Source organism: Pyruvatibacter mobilis, assembly GCF_012848855.1.
Classification (GTDB): Bacteria; Pseudomonadota; Alphaproteobacteria; order CGMCC-115125; family CGMCC-115125; genus Pyruvatibacter; species Pyruvatibacter mobilis.
In genome coordinates this window covers 3112000-3130194 of record NZ_CP051630.1, presented here as the reverse complement: position 1 = coordinate 3130194, position 18195 = coordinate 3112000, and the positions used below count along the sequence as shown (strand labels likewise).

General features: G+C 64.9%; 18 protein-coding genes. 5 read left to right on the top strand and 13 right to left on the bottom strand.

From position 1 onward, the window contains the following. Window positions 1-3 precede the first annotated feature (3 nt). Both HG718_RS14640 and HG718_RS14635 read left to right on the top strand, forming a co-directional pair. The gene (locus HG718_RS14640) at window positions 4-627 is read left to right on the top strand and encodes a septation protein A (protein WP_160586362.1); all 624 of its coding nucleotides are present in this window, start codon (window positions 4-6) and stop codon (window positions 625-627) included. 110 nt (window positions 628-737) lie between these two features. Beyond that, the gene (locus tag HG718_RS14635) at window positions 738-1031 is read left to right on the top strand and encodes a GIY-YIG nuclease family protein (protein WP_027839593.1); all 294 of its coding nucleotides are present in this window, start codon (window positions 738-740) and stop codon (window positions 1029-1031) included. Window positions 1032-1141: 110 nt separating this feature from the next. Here the strand turns inward: HG718_RS14635 and HG718_RS14630 are convergent, their stop codons facing one another. Together HG718_RS14630 and HG718_RS14625 are read right to left on the bottom strand one after the other, a co-directional pair. Then, window positions 1142-2272, bottom strand: coding sequence for a DUF2332 domain-containing protein (locus HG718_RS14630; RefSeq protein WP_160586361.1), 1131 nt, complete (start codon window positions 2270-2272; stop codon window positions 1142-1144). Between the two features lie 93 nt (window positions 2273-2365). Next, complete coding sequence (locus HG718_RS14625; RefSeq protein WP_244617561.1) at window positions 2366-3034, bottom strand: NUDIX hydrolase; 669 nt, start codon at window positions 3032-3034, stop codon at window positions 2366-2368. A gap of 737 nt (window positions 3035-3771) precedes the next feature. On the opposite strand from HG718_RS14625, the gene HG718_RS14620 reads away from it, so the two are divergent. Continuing rightward, window positions 3772-4434: a MarR family winged helix-turn-helix transcriptional regulator gene (locus HG718_RS14620; protein ID WP_160586360.1), complete on the top strand. Its 663-nt coding sequence runs from the start codon at window positions 3772-3774 to the stop codon at window positions 4432-4434. Between the two features lie 48 nt (window positions 4435-4482). Here the strand turns inward: HG718_RS14620 and HG718_RS14615 are convergent, their stop codons facing one another. From HG718_RS14615 to HG718_RS14585, 7 genes are all read right to left on the bottom strand, one after another. Then, the gene (locus HG718_RS14615; RefSeq protein ID WP_027839591.1) at window positions 4483-4842 is read right to left on the bottom strand and encodes a hypothetical protein; all 360 of its coding nucleotides are present in this window, start codon (window positions 4840-4842) and stop codon (window positions 4483-4485) included. Between the two features lie 99 nt (window positions 4843-4941). Then, on the bottom strand, window positions 4942-5544 hold the full coding sequence (locus HG718_RS14610; RefSeq protein ID WP_160586359.1) for a DsbE family thiol:disulfide interchange protein: 603 nt from the start codon (window positions 5542-5544) through the stop codon (window positions 4942-4944). Next, on the bottom strand, window positions 5541-5726 hold the full coding sequence (ccmD, locus tag HG718_RS14605) for a heme exporter protein CcmD (protein WP_036263110.1): 186 nt from the start codon (window positions 5724-5726) through the stop codon (window positions 5541-5543). The genes HG718_RS14610 and ccmD overlap by 4 nt, the downstream gene beginning before the upstream one ends. Before the next feature lie 4 nt (window positions 5727-5730). Beyond that, window positions 5731-6489: a heme ABC transporter permease gene (locus HG718_RS14600; protein WP_160586358.1), complete on the bottom strand. Its 759-nt coding sequence runs from the start codon at window positions 6487-6489 to the stop codon at window positions 5731-5733. Window positions 6490-6565: 76 nt separating this feature from the next. Then, window positions 6566-7219, bottom strand: coding sequence for a heme exporter protein CcmB (gene ccmB / locus HG718_RS14595; protein WP_160586357.1), 654 nt, complete (start codon window positions 7217-7219; stop codon window positions 6566-6568). Then, entirely contained in the window at window positions 7216-7818 is a 603-nt protein-coding gene (gene ccmA / locus HG718_RS14590) for a heme ABC exporter ATP-binding protein CcmA (protein WP_160586356.1), read from the bottom strand. The genes ccmB and ccmA overlap by 4 nt, the downstream gene beginning before the upstream one ends. Window positions 7819-7836: 18 nt before the next feature. Further along, window positions 7837-8667 (bottom strand): crotonase/enoyl-CoA hydratase family protein, encoded by an 831-nt coding sequence (locus HG718_RS14585; protein ID WP_160586355.1) that lies wholly within the window; start codon window positions 8665-8667, stop codon window positions 7837-7839. 312 nt (window positions 8668-8979) lie between these two features. On the opposite strand from HG718_RS14585, the gene acnA reads away from it, so the two are divergent. Both acnA and HG718_RS14575 read left to right on the top strand, forming a co-directional pair. Continuing rightward, window positions 8980-11745 (top strand): aconitate hydratase AcnA, encoded by a 2766-nt coding sequence (acnA, locus tag HG718_RS14580; RefSeq protein ID WP_160586354.1) that lies wholly within the window; start codon window positions 8980-8982, stop codon window positions 11743-11745. Window positions 11746-11997: 252 nt separating this feature from the next. After that, on the top strand, window positions 11998-12771 hold the full coding sequence (locus HG718_RS14575) for a DUF1223 domain-containing protein (RefSeq protein ID WP_160586353.1): 774 nt from the start codon (window positions 11998-12000) through the stop codon (window positions 12769-12771). Window positions 12772-12805: 34 nt separating this feature from the next. Here HG718_RS14575 and HG718_RS14570 read toward each other — a convergent pair whose 3' ends face one another. Genes HG718_RS14570 through HG718_RS14555 form a run of 4 tightly spaced genes read right to left on the bottom strand, consistent with a single transcriptional unit; the run spans window position 12806 to window position 17687 of the window. Next, window positions 12806-13927 carry a DUF4340 domain-containing protein gene (locus tag HG718_RS14570; protein WP_160586352.1) on the bottom strand — a complete coding sequence of 374 codons (1122 nt, stop codon included), beginning with the start codon at window positions 13925-13927 and terminating at the stop codon, window positions 12806-12808. Next, a complete protein-coding gene (locus tag HG718_RS14565; protein ID WP_160586351.1) occupies window positions 13927-15918 on the bottom strand; it encodes a Gldg family protein in 1992 nt (663 codons plus the stop codon). Before HG718_RS14565 ends, HG718_RS14570 begins: the two co-directional genes overlap by 1 nt. 6 nt (window positions 15919-15924) lie before the next feature. After that, on the bottom strand, window positions 15925-16659 hold the full coding sequence (locus HG718_RS14560; protein ID WP_027839583.1) for an ABC transporter permease: 735 nt from the start codon (window positions 16657-16659) through the stop codon (window positions 15925-15927). Further along, entirely contained in the window at window positions 16656-17687 is a 1032-nt protein-coding gene (locus HG718_RS14555) for an ATP-binding cassette domain-containing protein (protein WP_244617560.1), read from the bottom strand. Before HG718_RS14555 ends, HG718_RS14560 begins: the two co-directional genes overlap by 4 nt. Between the last annotated feature and the right edge of the window lie 508 nt (window positions 17688-18195).

Sequence of the window (18195 nt, the reverse complement as noted above, 5' to 3'; positions counted from 1 at the left end):
CCGATGACAGATCACGCCGTCCACAAAGAGCCCCTGAGCCCGCTTGTGCGGATGCTGATCGAGATCGGCCCGCTGGCCGTGTTCTTCATCGCCAACAACCGCTTCGACATTTTCACCGCGACGGCGGCCTTCATGGTGGCGATTGCCATTTCCCTGGCCGCCTCATGGATCCTCGCCCGCCACATCGCCACCATGCCGCTTGTAACCGGGGCCTTCGTGCTGGTGTTCGGCACGCTGACCCTGGTGCTGAACGACGAGTTGTTCATCAAGCTCAAGCCGACCCTGGTGAACGGCCTGTTTGCGGCGATCCTGTTCGGCGGCCTGTTCTTCGGAAAGTCACTGCTGAAGATCGTGTTCGACGGCACATTCCGCCTGACCCAGGAGGGCTGGCGACTGCTCACCTGGCGCTGGGCGTTCTTCTTCGTGTTCCTCGCCGTGCTCAATGAAATTGTCTGGCGCAATTTCTCGACGGATTTCTGGGTCAGCTTCAAGCTGTTCGGCAATGTGCCGATTACCATGGCCTTCGCCATCGCCCAGGTCGGCCTCCTGCAGCGCTACGCCCTGCCCGACCCCAAGACCGAGGCCGAGAAGGAAGCCGAGGCCGACCGTCAGATCGATACGCTGTAGCCAGCGCCTGCATTCGCTGCCCTGTACCCCCTGGTCAAGCCACGGGGTGACAAAAGGGGGCATGTCATTCCGTGGCTTGACCACGGAATCCAGAGCGTCACGCTGATGCCGTGGAAAAGACCTACTACGTCTACATCATGGCGAGCGGCCGCAACGGCACGCTTTACATCGGCGTGACCAATGACATCGCCCGTCGCGCACATGAGCATCGCACTGGCCTTGTCGAAGGCTTCACCCGGCAATACGGCGTGCACCGGCTGGTACATGTGGAGGCATTTGCTGATGTTCGCGAGGCGATCCGGCGCGAGAAGCGGCTGAAGGACTGGCGGCGGGAGTGGAAGCTGGCGCTGATCGAAGAGCACAATCCGCGATGGCGCGATCTGTGGGACGACATGCTTTCATAGTCAGCGTCTGCATTCGCTGCCCTGGACCCCGTGGTCAAGCCACGGGGTGACAAAAAGGGGCATATCATTCCGTGGCTTGACCACAGACTCCAAAGCGTCACGCGCAGCCCCTACGAAAACCGCTGGACCAGCTCCGGCGTCTCCAGCACGCGCCCCTTATCCCAGCCGGTCCAGCCGATCTGCGTGGCGTGGGGATGGGCACCAGCGAGGAGGCGTGTTTCAGGCGGGCCGCCGCGCCACAGGGCCAGCACGAGCTGGACGGGCTCGTTGTTGGTTTCCGGCTCGAACCTGAGCCACGCGACAGGCGCGTCGGCGTTTGCCCGTTCGCCTGCAGCGGCGATCGCACCATAGGCCCGGTCACGCACCTCCTGCGGCATGTACTGCCACATGATCGAATGGAAGACGCAGCGCACTTGGCCCGGCGTACCGGGTCCCGCCAGAACGTCCGCAAGCCAGTCATCCGCCGAGGCGGCATCCACCTGCGGCCTGACCGTCTGCGCGATGGCGATGGCGGCCTCAAGCCGTGCCAAACGCTCTGACTGGTCTGCCCAGATGTAAGCACGGATCTTCAGCGCATTGGCCGGGTCCAGAACATCAATCGGCGCATAGTCGCAGGCGCGCCGCCCGATGATGCTGAGCGGTGCAGCGACCGGCGGCACCGCTTCGAACAGCCATTGCGGTTCGATGCGGCAGGGAGAGGCTTCATCTCCCCATGAGGCACCGCCGAACCGATAGTAAAAACTATCAAGCCCCTGCAACAGGCCGGCGCTCGCCCCGATCTCAAACAGGCTGACCGGCAGGCGCGTGAGCTGCGCCAGCTCAAGCAGCCCGGCCATCAGCGCACCGGCACGCCCAACTTCGTTGGTCTGCGGCGGCTGCGTTACGAAATCAGCCGTGAATGCCGGGTGGGCGGCAAAGGCCTCAAGCGCTGTCTGCCAGAGATTGTCCGCCACCCCGTCTCCGCCGCATGAAGGATAGTGCCGGGCAAGCGCCGGGGCCTGACCGCCAAGCGCCAACGCATGCGCACAGCCGAGAAAGCGCAGCGGCACGACATCCGCCGAGACATCGCCCGTGGTCGCGCCCTGACACCAGGGCATGTAGGTGGTGACGAAATCGGTGCCGAGACGCAGCGCATCCGCTGCCTGTGTCATCAGGGCGCCTGAGAAGGGCGAGCCGAGATCCGTGCACCATTGCGCCTGCTTCAGGAACCCGTCCGCGAATGCGTCAAGCTTGCGGGCCATGCGTCACCTCCATGCCGGTGTTGGTCTGCACCTAGAAGCGTGGGCGACAAGGACCGGTGCCGGTAAGCGGGACTGACGCAAGGCAGCTATCCGTCAATCCGCCCCGTGAACCATGTTTCCCATATCCCCGGCAGGGTTGGTGAAGGGGACAAAAGCACCCGCCTGCGCAACTTCGCGATGCTGTGTCAGCGCCCAGCGCACACTTGGGAATGCGAGATCGCCCCACGGAATCTCATTGTTGCGCACAAGGGCAACTTCGAGGCTCTCCTCGCCAGCCATTACATCCGGCGACAGAAGCGTGGCCTTGTACATCAACTGGACCTGCCCGATGCGCGGAATGGAATAGACCGCCAGCAGCGCATCGATCCGGATATCGGCGCATGCCTCCTCCCGCGCTTCGCGCATGGCCGCAGCCTCTGTGGTTTCACCGAGTTCCATGTAGCCTGCAGGCAGCGTCCAGAAGCCGTGCCGTGGTTCGATGGCACGGCGGCACATGAGAATGCGCGGCTCCCCGTCATCCGCTCCGTGCCAGGTGACCACAGAGCCGACGACAATCTTCGGGTTCACATAGTGGATATAGCCACAGTCATCACACACATGGCGCGCATGGGTGTCGCCCTCCGGCACACGCAGGGTGAAAGCATGCCCGCCACCCACATCGCACTGCAGCGCCGCCGCGTGACGTTCCGCACCCGACATATTGTCAGTGACAGCATCTGCGGGCGGCGCTGAAAGGTCAGCCTGCTTGTCCGAATCCGGCATGATCTTTTTCCATCCATCGTCTTAATTCTGCAGGCAACGTCACACTGAAGCCACACCCGGCCCTCCGCATGCGGAGTTTCCGCCATCCGCGCGGAACCCCGCGCGCCCGATGATGTTGACGTAACGCTGACCGGCACCATTTCCAGCACAGAATTGACCGCATCAAGGCCAATGCGTACTTGCGTCGCGTGCTGATTGGTGCACTGTTAGTATGTTGACAATCAATGAGGGTTACCACCCTCGTGAATGACCTTCGGAGCTTCTCCGGTCCAGGCCAGACACCGCGGGACGCGACTGCTACGGACCAGTCCCGCCGCGAGGCGTGAGTGCCGGCATGACGGACAACAGCAAACGAGGTTCAAGAAGCAACGTACCCGGACAACCGGTCCTGAACGGAACTGACACCGCCAGGGACCGCAGCGAAGACCGGCGAGCAAAGCCGGCGCCCAGGACCGGTACACAGAGTATCGAGTAGTCACAGTTTCCATCAATCACGACCGGACATTCACCAGAGGCCCGGCACAGGGACAGGATGCGTACACTCCCTGGCCGCAACGCGTCGTTCGAAGACCAGCCGCACAAAGACGGCTCCGCAGCGGGAACACCCCGGAAGGCGGAGAGGCCCCGGCAGGGGGGCCATGCCAGATCACATGGCACAGTGCGGCGGAGCAGACAGCGGCGGGGGGAATGACCGGCACCCGACCGGAGCGATCCGGACAACCACCAAGAGGGCATCAATGGCTAAGAAAGTTGATCTCGACCAATCCCCCGGACACCTCCTGCGCCGCGCCACCCAGTTCGCGCAGGATCTCTTCACCAAGGAAGTCGGCCCGGGCGGCCTGACGGCCCGTCAGTTCGCGGTGCTCGTCACCGTCGAGCGGGATGAGGGCCTGAGCCAGACGGATCTCGTCAAGCAGACCGGCATCGACCGCTCCACCCTGGCCGACATGATCAGCCGGATGATTTCCCGCGGCCTGCTGCAGCGCAAGCGCACGGCATCCGACCGCCGCGCCAACTCGGTGAGCCTGACGGCCGCCGGCCGCCGCGCCCTCAACGCCACCATGCCCCAGGCCGTGCGCGCCGAGAAAATGGTACTCGACGCCCTGTCACCGAAGCAGCGCGAAGCCCTGTTTGAAGTGCTGGGCGTGATCTCCAACCTGGCGGATGACGCAGTGGATGCGGTGAATGCCGCCACCGGCCGCAAGACGGCGACGAAGAAGAAGGCAGCCGCCAAGAAGACGGCTGCGAAGAAGACAACCGCCAAAAAGAAGACCGCAGCTAAGAAGACCACCGCCAAGAAGACCACGGCGAAAAAGGCAGCCACCAAGAAGACCGCTGCCAAGAAGAAGACCGCAGCGAAAAAGAAGACGGCCGCCAAGAAGCGCACCAGCCGCCGCTAGGCGCGCTGGAGCCTCTGAAACACGTGCCACATCGGCGCGTGCTTGAGGTCAGATACGAATGTCGAGAGTGGTGCCGGGGCGCGTGTTGCGGGTCCCGGCATTTTCTTGCCCGTCCCGCGCCTCGAAGCCACGCAGCGGGGCCTCGCGGGCAAAGTCACGCGCCGACCGGCGCTGCTCATCCGCCTTGCGGGCATCGTCCTGCCGACGGGTCTCGTCTGCCTGACGGGTATCCTGCCGTGTCTGCTGCGCCTGCCGTGCCTCGGCGGAAATCTCCACCTGAACAGCATTGCTGCTGCCGCGCGCGGCCAGTTTCTCGACCTGCGGCGGGGCATAGGGCCGCGCATTCTTCGGCGAGACATAAGCCTGCGCCTGCGCGGAAATCAGCGATGCGGAAATAGGCAGGGCCATCGAGACCTGTTCTAACACTTTTCGGGTGATACAGGTTTAGGCCGCAGAAGGTTTCCGGCCTGTTAACCGGATTGCTCGCATTTGGCGTGCGATCAGGCCCTAAGGCGCAGGCGCCGCAGGCGTGCGGGCTTTTTCGAGTTCCGGCAGGATCACGTTTTCGACATCCGCAGGGGAAATCGGCCCCACATGCTTGTAGCGGATGATGCCGGCCCCATCGACAATGAAGGTCTCGGGCACGCCATAGACGCCCCAGTCGATGGCCGTGCGCCCGGTGCGGTCCGCGCCCACCGCCTCGAAGGGATTGCCCAGGGTGCCGAGGAAGCGGCGCGCATTGTCCGGCGCGTCCTTGTAGTTGATGCCGACAAGCCGCACATCGGCCCGGGCGGCAAGCTGCATGAGCACCGGGTGCTCCTTGCGGCAGGGGGCGCACCACGAGCCCCACACATTCACCAGCGTCGGCACCCCGGTCTTGAGATCGGCGGTCTGAAGCCCCGGCAGCCTGTCCGCCCCCTCAATGGCGGGCAGGGCAAACTCCGGCACCGGCTTGTCCTTGAGGGCCGACGGGATGTCGCTGGGGTCTCCCCAGAACAGGGCGAGATAGAGCAGGACGGCCAATGCCGCGAACACCGCAACCGGCAAGGCGGCACCGTAACGGCGGCCGGCACCGGGTGCTTTTTCGCGGTCATCAGCGTCGCCGCTCACGAGGTCTCCCTCCCCGGCTGTGACTGACCCTGCGCTTGCGCCTCAAGGGCCGCGACCCGCGCGCGCGCCGCCTTATGGGTGCGCAGCGCCCAGACGACGAGGCCGAGCGTTACCAGCGCAGTGATCCCGTAGGCCGGCCAGATGAAGGCCGCATAGCCATCCATGTAAAAGAAGTCCGCCATCGCCTCAGCTCGCGCTCCCGCCGGTCTGCATCACGCGATTGGCCTGCGCTGCCTCGAGGGCCGCCGCCCGCCGCTGGAGAATTTCCGTCCGCGTGCGCACCAGCGCCAGCACCAGGAACAGCAGGGTGAAGCCTGCGGCCATGATCAGAAGTGGCGTCAGAATGGACGAATGGATCGCCGGGCCGTCGAGCCGCGCCACGGAGGCCGGCTGATGCAGCGTGTTCCACCAATCCACCGAAAAGCGGATCACCGGCAGATTGACCGCGCCTGCGAGACAGAACACTGACGTCGCCTTGGCGGCACGGGAGAAATCCTCGATCACTTCCCACAGCGCCATATAGCCGAGATAGATGAAGAACAGGACGAGCACGCTGGTGAGCCGCGCGTCCCACACCCAGTACGCCCCCCACATGGGCTTGCCCCACAGGGCACCGGTGACCAGTGCCAGGAAGGTGAAGGCCGCCCCAAGCGGGGCCATGGCCTTGGCCGAGGCAAAGGCCAGCGGATGCCGCCAGATGAGCCCGATGGCGCAGGCCAGCGCCATGGACGCATAGCCCGCTGAAGCCAGCCACGCCGACGGCACATGCACATACATCATGCGCACGGTCTCGCTCTGCTGGTAATCCGGCGGTGAGGCGAGGAGCGCGAAATAGAGCCCCACGCCCAGCGTCAGCGCCGCCGCCGCGCTGGCCCAGGGAAGGACCGCGCCCGACAGCGCCATGAACTGCGCCGGATTAGCAAACCGCTGAATGGATCTAGCCATGGGGTTTATGTATCTCCGCCCTGCCCGCGCAGCAAGAAAAGCCGGATGCGGCGAAATAACGTGTCCTTGAAAGAGGTTACGACACCGAAATCCGCAATCCCGCCGCCGCTGCAAAGGGTGCCAGCGCCAGCGCTGCCAGGCTGAACGCCCCCAGAAACAGCATCGGCGTGTCCCCAAGCCCACTGCCCGACGCCGCCGCACCGAAAATGAGCACCGGCACATAGAGCGGCAGCACGATCAGCGACAGCACAAGCCCGCCGCGCCGGACGCCGACCACCAGCGCCGCGCCGAGGGCGCCGATGAGACTGAGGGCGGGCGTGCCGATCACAAGGCTCACCACAAGCGGCCCCAGCCCGTCCATGTTGAGGTTCACAAGAAACGCCACCGCCGGCATGGCGATGATCAGCGGCACCGTATTAGTGAGCCAGTGGGCCAGGCACTTGGCCAGCACCAGCGCTTCCACCGGCAAGGGTGCCATCAGGAACAGGTCCAGCGACCCATCCTCATAATCCGCCTGAAACAGCCGGTCGAGGGACAGAAGTGTCGCTAGCAGCACCGCCACCCACAGGATGCCCGGACCGATCCGGCCCAGGAGCGGCAGGTCCGCGCCGACACCGAACGGCACCATGGTGACCACGATGATGAAGAAGCCGAGCCCGACAAACGGCCCGCCGCCCAGCCGCCCGGCCAGTTTCATGTCCCGCGCGACGAGCGCCCAGAAGCCGCTCATGACACAGGCTCCGCCACGCCCAGGCGCAGCGCCTGCGCGGGGATGCCAAGGCCGCGATGGGTGGCCGCCACCACGATGCCGCCGCGCTGAAGATGCTCCGCCAGCAGATCATCAAGCAGGGCCCGGCCCGCATCATCGAGCGCACTGTCAGGCTCATCCATCAGCCAGACCGGCCGCGCACTGTCAGCGCCGAGAAAACATGAAAACCGCGCCAGCGTCAGCCGCCGCCGCTGACCCGCCGACAGCACACCCGCCGCAAGCTCCGGAATGTGCCCAAGCCCGAAACGGGCAAGCGCTGCATCAAGATCACCCTCGCCGCCGAACATACCGACCCAGAAGCGCAGGTTCTCCCGCACTGTGAGCTGCGGTTTCAGCGCGTCCAGATGGCCCAGATACAGCATCTCAGCATCCTGGCTGATCTCGCCGGCTTCTTCCTCAAGCAGCCCGGCCAGAATGCGCAGCAGGCTCGACTTGCCGGTGCCGTTGGGCCCCGTCACCACCAGCGCCTCACCACCGGACAACCTAAACGACACGCCCGCAAACAGAGCGCGCGTGCCCCGTCGGCAGGCTAGGTCGGTGACGTGGAGAAGCGCGGTCACGGGTGGAATGCGGTGTCCCTAGATATCGTCAAATTTCCCGCCCCGCCCCTTGCCGGCGGCAAAGCGCGCGGCGCCTTCGCGCGTGGCGCCGGAAGCCAGCGTTTCGCGACCGAGCCGGAACTCATTGGCCATGGCCTGATCATAGGGCATGTCCCATTGCATGTATGCGGACAATCTGTCGCCGCGCATGCAGCCCTGGGGGAACTTGGCGATCTGCTCGGCCAGCATGACCGCTTCCTCAAGCGCCTTGCCCTCGGGCACAACGCGGTTGGCAAGGCCCATGGACAGCGCTTCATGGGCGTCGACCGGGCGGCCGGTGAGGATGAGATCCATGGCGCGGCCATGGCCGATGATGCGCGGCAGGCGCACGGTGCCGCCGTCAATCAACGGCACGCCCCACCGCCGGCAAAAGACGCCGAAGACAGCGCTTTCACTCGCCACCCGCATATCCGCCCAGCAGGCAAGCTCGAGCCCGCCTGCCACCGCATAGCCTTCAACGGCGGCGATCACCGGCTTGGACAGGAGCATCCGCGACGGCCCCATCGGCCCGTCATCGGCCAGCCGCTCGAACAAAGCGCCCGTCCTTGGAAGCGTGCCCTGATTGGCAAGCGACGGATCGCTGCCCGCCACCGCCTTGAGATCGGCCCCGGCGCAGAAATTGCCCGCCGCCCCGGTGAAAACCGCGACCGCTGCGTCCCCATCGCGCTCGAAATCGAGGAAGGCTTCCACCAGTCTGTCGGCGGTCGGACGATTGACGGCATTGCGCGCGGTTTCACGGTTGATGGTGATGACCGTTACCGCGCCGCGGCGCTCCACCAGCACCGGGTTTTCGGATGTCGTTTCGCTCATGCCGCCCATTCCCTCCATTTGTGTCGAACTGTGTGGCTTAAGTGCCTTGGTCGCATAGGAAAAATCCGCCTTCCCCTAGGCGCACGAATTTCTTGGGAGTATAAAGCGCGCGCATACCCCCGCACGTTTTGAATGCGCGAAGCAATTTGCGCCGCCGGCTGGTCACAACCCCGGTGCAGAAGAACCCAAATACAAAGCGGTCGCGGGACACATCTTTCCACGCGCGGGCACATCCCCGCCCGCGGCTCAAGGCGCCACCTCCCCAGCCCACTGGTCCGGCGCCTCCCTGCTGCCTGATGAGGAGGATCTCTCTTGGCAACTGCTAAAAAAACGGCGCGCAAGAAGCCTGCGCCCAAACAGCTTCCCGCAACGTCGCTCGACAGCTTCAAGTGCCGCCGCACCCTGAAGGTCGGCACCAAGTCCTATGACTACTTCTCGCTGAAGATTGCCGAGAAGAACGGTCTCGACGGCATTTCCCGCCTGCCCTATTCGCTGAAGGTGCTGCTGGAAAACCTGCTGCGCTACGAAGACGGCCGCTCGGTCACCAAGGCCGACATCGAGGCCATGGCGAAGTGGCTGACCCGCCGCAAGTCGTCGAAGGAAATCGCCTTCCGCCCGGCCCGCGTGCTGATGCAGGACTTCACCGGCGTGCCCGGCGTGGTTGACCTCGCCGCCATGCGCGACGCCGTCGAGAAGGTCGGCGCCAACCCGGACAAGATCAACCCGCTCGCCCCGGTTGACCTCGTGATCGACCACTCGGTGATGGTCGACAATTTCGGCACCCGCGACGCCTTCAAGAAGAACGTCGAAATCGAGTACGAGCGCAACGGCGAACGCTACGAGTTCCTGCGCTGGGGCTCCACGGCCTTCAACAACCTCCGCGTTGTTCCCCCGGGAACCGGCATCTGCCACCAGGTGAACCTCGAATATCTGGCCCAGACCGTCTGGACCCGTAAGGAAAAGGTTGCCGGCCCGCGCAACACGGTGAAGACCGTTGAAGTCGCCTATCCGGACAGCCTCGTCGGCACCGACAGCCACACCACCATGGTCAACGGCCTGTCCGTTCTCGGCTGGGGCGTCGGCGGCATCGAGGCGGAAGCCGCCATGCTCGGCCAGCCGATCTCCATGCTGATCCCGGAAGTCATCGGCTTCAAGCTGACCGGCAAGCTGCCGGAAGGCATCACCGCCACCGACCTGGTGCTGACGGTGACCCAGAAGCTGCGCGAGAAGGGCGTGGTCGGCAAGTTCGTGGAATTCTACGGCCCGGGCCTCGACCACCTGTCGCTGGAAGACCAGGCAACCCTGTCCAACATGGCCCCGGAATACGGCGCCACCTGCGGCTTCTTCCCGATCGACGCGGAAACCATCCGCTACCTGAAGGCCACCGGCCGCAAGAAGGCCCGCGTGGACCTCGTGGAAGCCTATGCCAAGAAGCAGGGCATGTTCCGCACCGCCCGCTCGGAAGACCCGATCTTCACCTCGACCCTCGAGCTCGACCTCGGCGACGTGGTGCCGAGCCTTGCCGGCCCGAAGCGCCCGCAGGACCGCGTGCCCCTCACCGACGTGGCCGACAGCTTTGCCGGCACGCTCGTCAACGAGTTCAAGAAGGGCGACGAAGGCTTCAAGCGCGAGAAGGTCTCCGGTGAGAAGTTCACCATCGGCCATGGCGACGTCGTGATCGCCGCCATTACCTCGTGCACCAACACCTCCAACCCGTCGGTGCTGATGGCTGCCGGCCTCGTGGCCCAGAAGGCCAACAAGCTGGGCCTGAAGACCAAGCCGTGGGTGAAGCCGTCGCTGGCCCCCGGCTCGCAGGTCGTGACCGAGTACCTGAAGGCCGCAGGCCTGCAGAAGGAGCTCGACAAGCTGGGCTTCAACCTCGTCGGCTATGGCTGCACCACCTGCATCGGTAACTCCGGCCCGCTGCCGGCGCCGATCTCCAAGGCGGTGAACGATGCTGACCTCGTGGTCGCCTCCGTCCTGTCCGGCAACCGTAACTTCGAAGGCCGCGTGTCTCCGGATGTGCGTGCCAACTACCTGGCCTCCCCGCCGCTGGTCGTCGCCTACGCGCTGGCCGGCTCGGTGAACGTCAACCTCACCGAAGAGCCGATCGGCCAGGACAAGAAGGGCAATGACGTCTATCTGAAGGACATCTGGCCGACGTCGCTGGAAATCGCCGAGGCCGTGCGCAAGTCCGTCACCGCCAAGATGTTCCGCGAGCGCTATTCGGACGTCTTCAAGGGCGACACCCACTGGCGCAAGATCAAGGTCACCGGTGGCAAGACCTATGAGTGGAACAAGAAGAGCACCTATGTGCAGCACCCGCCTTACTTCGAAGGCATGACGGCCGAGCCGCAGCCGCGCGACGCCGTGACGGATGCCGGCATCCTGGGTCTGTTCGGGGATTCCATCACCACCGACCACATTTCCCCTGCCGGCTCCATCAAGGCGGACAGCCCGGCTGGTGAATACCTCAAGAAGCACAAGGTGAAGCCGGCGGAGTTCAACTCCTACGGCTCGCGCCGCGGCAACCACGAAGTCATGATGCGCGGCACCTTCGCCAATATCCGCATCAAGAACCAGATGGTGCCGGGTGTCGAAGGCGGCGTGACGGTACACTACCCGTCCGGCGATGCCATGCCGATCTACGATGCGGCCATGAAGTACAAGGAACAGGGCAAGTCCCTCGTTGTCTTCGGCGGCAAGGAATACGGCACCGGCTCCTCGCGCGACTGGGCGGCCAAGGGCACCAAGCTCCTGGGCGTCGAGGCCGTGATCGTGGAAAGCTTCGAGCGCATTCACCGTTCCAACCTCGTCGGCATGGGCGTGCTGCCCCTGCAGTTCGAGGAAGGCACGAGCTGGAAGTCCCTAGGCCTGACCGGCTCCGAGACCGTGACCATCAAGGGCACGGAAAAGGGCATCAAGCCGCGCATGAAGCTGAAGCTGGAGATCACCAACGAGAAGGGCAAGACCCAGACCGTGCCGGTGCTCTGCCGCATCGATACCGCCGATGAAGTTGATTACTACAACAATGGCGGCATCCTGCACTTCGTGCTGCGCAACCTGATTTCCGCCTGACGGATCAGGCCCGGCACCCCGGTGCCGCAACGACACTCAAGACGCGGGATGCTCCGGCATCCCGCGTTTTTTGTGCCCGGCTGCCGGTCATGACAGCTAGACTATCGGCCTGGTGAGCGGGGCAAGTGCCTGCACCCGTTCATCTTTCTCACGCCGCATTTCACCAATACTTGAGTGGATCAGGAGCGGATGACTTTCTAGGTTCTCCGTGGGCGGGGAAGGCCACACAAGCCTCTATGGAAGCAGCCACTCATGACCGGCGTCACCAACAGCAGATTTTTCACGCCCGCGGCATTGGCTGCAGGCCTCGCCGCGCTGACAGCGCTGCTGCCCGCAGCCCCTGCCGCCGCGCGGCCCGCCGTGGTGGAGCTGTTCACCAGCCAGGGCTGCTCATCCTGCCCGCCGGCGGACGCGCTGATGAATGAAGTCGCCACCCGGCGGGACGTCATCGCGCTGACCTACAACATCACCTATTGGGATTATCTCGGCTGGCGCGACACCCTGGGCCGCGATGAACACACCGCGCGCCAGGAAGCCTATGCGCAGCATTTCCGCGACCGGAAATACACCCCGCAGCTGGTGGTGGACGGTGCAAGCCACATGCCCGGCAGCCGCGTGCGCGCCTCGCGCGATGCCATCGACGACCGGGTGTCTCGGGTAAGCGGCCGTCCGGAATTGATCGCTGACGTCACCAATGACGGGATCACCCTGCGCGCCGGCGCCGTGCCGGGAAGCGAGACGGATGACGTCAGCGCCATCTGGCTTGTGCAGTTCGATACCGCCCACGAGGTGGAAATCACCCGCGGCGAGAATGCGGGCGAGACCATCATCTATTCCAACGTGGTGCGCGACGTGACGCGGCTGGCCGACTGGGACATGACCGAACCCCTGTCCCTCGACGTGGCGAAGGCCATGCTCATGGAAGGTGCCCATGACGGATGCGCGATCATCGTGCAGCGGGCGGGGCAATATGGCGTCGGCGAAGTCATCACCGCGACCCGCCTCGACATGAGCCTCATCAACTAGGCGTCAGCCCCGAAACAGGGTCCGGCAGACCGGCTTACTCAGCCGGGTCTGCCACGGCCTCAAGATCAACCGCGCCTTCCTCGCGCGGCTGCACCAGCGTATCGAGCGCCCGGGTAAGGTCCGCGCCCTTGGCGGTGGGCAGCGCATAGACGAAGGCCCCAAGCCGCGCGTCAAGCGCCTCTGCTTCCGCCTTGACCGCCTCTGACGCTTCGGCCGTCGTATCGGCACGGAAGCGGGCGTAATAGAGCTTGTCCTGCTTCTCGGCCTCAGCCGTGATCACCAGCCCGTCGCCGGTGACAAAGCGGCTCGTGACCGGAGCCTCCAGCGTTCTGTCTTCCGCTGGCACTACATCGATGAAGCTCAGCCCGACAAGCGCGTTGCCGATGCCGTTGATGGCATAGTCGGTGACAGGCTCCAGACCCTCATCGAGACCGCGGATGCGGTAGGCCGGGCCGGGTGTGGCCGCAAGATCCGGCTCACCATCAAGCTCCACCACATAGGCCTCGCCCTCCGCAGGCGTGACCTCCACATGGTGCACGTGGCCTTTTGCCAGGGTGAGAATGCCGGTGTCGAGCCAGGCTGCGGGGTTCTGTTCCAGGTTGAAGGAGCCGCGCGCCACATAGGTCTGGTCCTCGCCGGTGCGCCGCACATAGATGGTGCCGCTGCCGTCGATATCCGCTGAGCCTTCGAGCTTGCCCGCAATCAGCGAGGCCAGCACGATATCGTCCGCCCCGTAGACAGTGATGCGCACGCCGGTGCCCTTGTCGTCCGGGTCCGTGAGGTTGATGTGCTTGTGCCATTCCGGCTGAGCGGTGCGGGCCTCGATGAGTTCAAGGTCGGCAAGACCCACCACGGTCCGCTTCACAAGCTGCGGCTTGACCGGGTGGCCGCCCTTCTCCGTCACCCGCCACAGGGCAGGGTCCGTCGCGTCACGCTCGACGGTGACGGTTTCCTTGCGGCTGCGGATCACAACCCGCTGGGCCTGATTTGCCCTTTCGGCAAGCTCCGGGAACACCGGGCGAGGTTCGAAATCACTCGTCACCGCGCGCCGCTGCATGGAGACGGCGAAGGCCGCCATGGCGACCATCAGCACCGTCACCACCGCCAGCATGGCCAGGGTGCGCGCATGGCCCGGCCGCAACAAGGCTTCCCGCATTACTCTGCTCCCCCGGTCGAAGAATTGGATGTGACAATGGCGCGGCCGGCGGCTTCCGCCCGTGCCCGACGGCGCTTGCGGCGCGTCCAGCCGAGGCCCGCCCAGACCAGCCCCACCAGAATCGGCACCAGGGCCATGTTTATGAAGGCCAGGCGCGCGCCCAGCGCATCCACGTCGCGGCGCAGGTCGCCCTGCACGTCACGCAGGGCCCGGCGGCCCTCCGCCAGTTCCCGCTGCAGGCTCTGCATTTCGCTCTCCTGCGCATCCGTCAGAAGCGCAGACGCACTTGAGCCGTCGGGCAGTTCGGCCCGCAATTCGGCGAGCCGGGCTTCGGTCTCCTCGATACGCTGCTGCAGGCGCTGCTCCTCGGCGAGGAATTTGGCTTCCGCGTCGCGGCGGATGTCCTCCACCACGGTGAAGGGCCGGTCCGCCGGTTCACGCCCGCGCAGGGAGATGAGATCGTTGGAGCCCATCAGGTTTTCGACCGCGTTCACCACGAAGGCCGCGTTGTCGGCGGTTGGGACGGCGATCCGGTCACCCAGGAAGGCCTGCACCTGCACCCAGAACCGGTCATCGAACAGATCGCTGTCAGCGAAGACAACGATATTAGCGTCCTCGATGCTCTCGGTCAGATGGGCCGAAGACTGAAGCTCGATGGGCGCTTCCTCCTCGTCATCGGCCAACGGACGGCCTTCCGGGAAGGCCGATGTGACCGGGCCCGACAGGCGGGCGGCCACCGTGAAGCGCTGATCGGCGGACTCGAACGACCGCAGCAGATCATCCGGCGACGGGGCCGCCTTCACGCGCTCAAGATCGAGGATCATGGATTCAGGCGAGGATTGCACGATGGGCGTGAACGTGGTGCTCGCCCCTTCGGTCGGCCGCAGAATGCCCGCCGAGCCGATATGCAGCGCATCAAGCGGCGCTGTGATCGGGTCGTCCTGGTCGAAATCCTCCGGCACCAGCCGCTGCCACAACACATAATCCGTCAACTGACGGCGCTGGCGGGCACCGGCGGCCACACGCTGCGCCCGCAGCCGGTCGGCCAGCACGTCGGTGGGCACCATCTCGACGCCCCAGCTCTCCATCAGGACCGGCAGGTTGGAGGCTTCCGTGTACCCCTGCACGGGCTTGCCCGCGGGACCGGCGGTGAGGCTCACTTCGGAATGCGGGTCGAGGAAGGCAATCACCCGGCCGCCGCGCATCACGAACTGGTCGATGGCATAGAGTGTCTGCGGGCTGAGCTCCTTGGGATGCACCAGCGCCAGCACCTTGATTTCGTTCGGCACCCGGTCGAAATCCTGTTCAAGGAATTCGACGATGAAAGATGCCTGCAGCTCCTGATAGATCATGAAGGGCTCGGACCGGCCCTCCATGGCGAGCAGCAGCCCGCCCGCCCCTGTATCAAGCGGCAGGTTGGAAACGACGCCCAGCTTCGGCTTTTCAGGATTGGCGAGCGAGAAGATCAGCCGCGCCAGATCATATTCCAGATAGGTTGCCCGCTCCGGCGCGACGAAGGAGATGACCTCCCGCCCGTCAACGCTGTTGGTGCCGATTATGCCGAGAAACACCTTGTCGCCGGTGCGCAGCGGCACACCGGTGAGGCCCGCATCACTCGCCTTGTCTTCCTCGACGGAGAAGGCTTCCGGATTGATTTCCTCGATCCGCACCATGCCGTCGGAGACGGAGGCGATTTCGCCCAGCATATCGCGGACGCGCTGGGCATGGGCGCGCAGCGACGGGATCTCGGTCACCACGTCTTCGGAATAATAGAACCGCAGAGTCACCGGCTCGCGCAGATTGGCGACGATGTTTCGGGTGCCGTCCGACAGGGTGAACAGGCTGCGCTCGGTCAGGTCCAGCCGCGCATTCTGCAGGCTGACATTGGAGAAGGTATTGAGCGCGACGAACAGAATGGCGCTCAGCACCAGGACGCTGATGGCGAAGACGGCCCGGCTGATGGCGGGGCGGTTTTTCTCTGGCGTGCTCATGATGCCTTACCCCGCCCGCTTGAGATCAATGACAATGCCTGTTGCCACCAGCCACACGGCGATGAGCGAGGCGAAATAGATCACGTCCCGCAGATCGATCACCCCATCCATGATGGCGTCGAAATGGGTGACGAAGCTGAACGACGCGATGGTGTTGAGCACCACCTGCGGCACCCAGCCGGCGAAGAAATCCAGAACCAGCGGCAGGCCGGACAGCGTGAACAGGAAGCACACGACGACCGACAGCACGAAGGCGATGACCTGGTTGGTGGTGACCGCCGACATGCAGGCTCCGATGGCGAGATAGCCGCCCGCCATGAACAGGCTGCCCACATAGGACGCGATGATGACGCCGTTATCCGGGTCGCCGAGATAGTTGACGGTGATCCAGATCGGGAAGGTGAGCCCCAGCGCAATGGCCGCGAATGCCCAGGCAGCCAGATACTTGCCCACGACGCTGGCCCAGAACGGCGCCGGCAGGGTCAGCAGCAGTTCCATGGTGCCGGACTTGCGCTCCTCGGCCCACATGCGCATGGAGATCGCCGGGATCAAAAACAGGTATAGCCACGGGTGGAAACCGAAGAAGCCGCGCAGGGACGCCTCGCCCGCCTCGTACCACTGGCCGAGATAGAAGGTGAACGCCCCGGTCGCCAGCAGGAAGATGACGATGAAGACGAAGGCCAGGGGCGTGGCGAAGAACGACGCAAGCTCGCGCTTGAAGATGGCGAACATCTGGGTCATGCGCTGATCTCCTGGCGGGGGGCCGCAACGTCACCTGCCGGTGCGTCGGGCGCGTCGGAATGCGTCAGCATACGGAAGACTTCATCCAGCCGGCCCTTTTCGGCATAGAGCGCCTTGACCGTCCAGCCCTTCTCCTGCGCGAGCACTGCCACCTGCTCCGCCAGCGGCGCTGTGGACTGGTCCGTGCGGGCGGCGGCGAAGACGGTGAAGTCCACAAGGCCCGCATCCGCGTCCCGCCGCTCGACACTGGCCGTCCCGGCAAGGCCGCGCAGGGCGGTTTCCGCCGCATCCGCATCAGCCGGTGACGCAAAGGCGACAGACAGGGTGACAGCGTCATGCCAGCGCGACCGGCCCATCAGCTCAGCCGGGGTGCCGTCAGCAACAATGCGCCCGCGGTCGATGATGAGCGCGCGGTCGCACACGGCTTCCACTTCCTCAAGGATGTGGGTGGAGATGATGATCGCCTTGTCCCGCGCCATCTCCTGGATGAGCAGGCGGACCTGGTGTTTCTGGTTGGGGTCGAGACCGTCGGTCGGCTCATCCATGATGAGCACGTCCGGATCATGCAGGATCGCCTGTGCCAGGCCGACGCGCCGCTTGAAGCCCTTGGACAGGGTATCGATCGGCTGGTCGAGCACCGGGCCGAGGGTGGTGCGCGCCACCGCAAGACCGACAGCTGCGGCGGCATCAGCGCCACGCAGGCCGCGGATCTCGGCAACGAAGCGCAGGAAATCGATCGGCGTCATCTCGCCATAGGCCGGCGCGCCCTCGGGCAGATAGCCCATGCGCTTCTGCGCCGCCATGGTGTCGGTCTCCACGTCGTGGCCGCAGACACTCACCCGACCGGCGGTCATCGCCAGAAAGCCGGTGATCATCTTCATGCTGGTGGATTTGCCTGCGCCGTTGGGGCCCAGAAAGCCCAGCACCTGCCCCTTGGGCACGCTGAAGCTCACATTGTTGACGGCGACGAAGGGGCCGAACCGTTTGGTCAGTCCACTGATTTCAATCATCGGTGCTGCCGAACTCATGCCGGTCACGTTCTCTCCCAATCCGCGCGCCTCAGCGGCGATGCGCTCTTGTCGCGCTCCGGTCGCGCTTTATGCAACGGCCTGCTGCCAGCCTCTTGGGCCCGCCAGCGGCGCTGCTAGTACTTACCCTTGTGGATAGAAATGTGAAGGGGCAGGCGCAAGTGACTTTTCGGAAAGAAACACGCCGAAACCATGGCACGCGCATGGACAGGCCTCCCGCGCGTTGGACGCGCGGAAAGCTTATGCCGGCGGGGGGAGAAAATGGCGGTGCCGGGCGGACACGCCTTCCGTGTGAGAAGGGCTCCCGCGCGAGGGGCCGGTCCGGGGGGATGGACCGTCTGATCCCGGAGGTTTGGGGGGAAACCGGGACCATCATGCGCCGGAGCATCGGAGGAGGATCCTGCCCGGCACCGCAAAAAGGGCCCCCGCAAGGACCCTGCTGGATACGCGGGAACAATGCGGGGGGTCGCTGCGGCGGCTGTGCGGGCCTGTGGCATCCCCGGAGGGG

Bases quoted from the DNA above. Each gene is read 5' to 3' on its own strand.
- HG718_RS14640 (WP_160586362.1), top strand. From the start codon at position 4: ATGACAGATCACGCCGTCCACAAAGAGCCCCTGAGCCCGCTTGTGCGG.
- HG718_RS14630 (WP_160586361.1), bottom strand. From the start codon at position 2,272: ATGGCCCGCAAGCTTGACGCATTCGCGGACGGGTTCCTGAAGCAGGCG.
- HG718_RS14625 (WP_244617561.1), bottom strand. From the start codon at position 3,034: ATGCCGGATTCGGACAAGCAGGCTGACCTTTCAGCGCCGCCCGCAGAT.
- HG718_RS14620 (WP_160586360.1), top strand. From the start codon at position 3,772: ATGGCTAAGAAAGTTGATCTCGACCAATCCCCCGGACACCTCCTGCGC.
- HG718_RS14615 (WP_027839591.1), bottom strand. From the start codon at position 4,842: ATGGCCCTGCCTATTTCCGCATCGCTGATTTCCGCGCAGGCGCAGGCT.
- ccmD (WP_036263110.1), bottom strand. From the start codon at position 5,726: ATGGCGGACTTCTTTTACATGGATGGCTATGCGGCCTTCATCTGGCCG.
- HG718_RS14600 (WP_160586358.1), bottom strand. From the start codon at position 6,489: ATGGCTAGATCCATTCAGCGGTTTGCTAATCCGGCGCAGTTCATGGCG.
- ccmB (WP_160586357.1), bottom strand. From the start codon at position 7,219: ATGAGCGGCTTCTGGGCGCTCGTCGCGCGGGACATGAAACTGGCCGGG.
- HG718_RS14585 (WP_160586355.1), bottom strand. From the start codon at position 8,667: ATGAGCGAAACGACATCCGAAAACCCGGTGCTGGTGGAGCGCCGCGGC.
- HG718_RS14575 (WP_160586353.1), top strand. From the start codon at position 11,998: ATGACCGGCGTCACCAACAGCAGATTTTTCACGCCCGCGGCATTGGCT.
- HG718_RS14570 (WP_160586352.1), bottom strand. From the start codon at position 13,927: ATGCGGGAAGCCTTGTTGCGGCCGGGCCATGCGCGCACCCTGGCCATG.
- HG718_RS14565 (WP_160586351.1), bottom strand. From the start codon at position 15,918: ATGAGCACGCCAGAGAAAAACCGCCCCGCCATCAGCCGGGCCGTCTTC.
- HG718_RS14560 (WP_027839583.1), bottom strand. From the start codon at position 16,659: ATGACCCAGATGTTCGCCATCTTCAAGCGCGAGCTTGCGTCGTTCTTC.
- HG718_RS14555 (WP_244617560.1), bottom strand. From the start codon at position 17,687: ATGAGTTCGGCAGCACCGATGATTGAAATCAGTGGACTGACCAAACGG.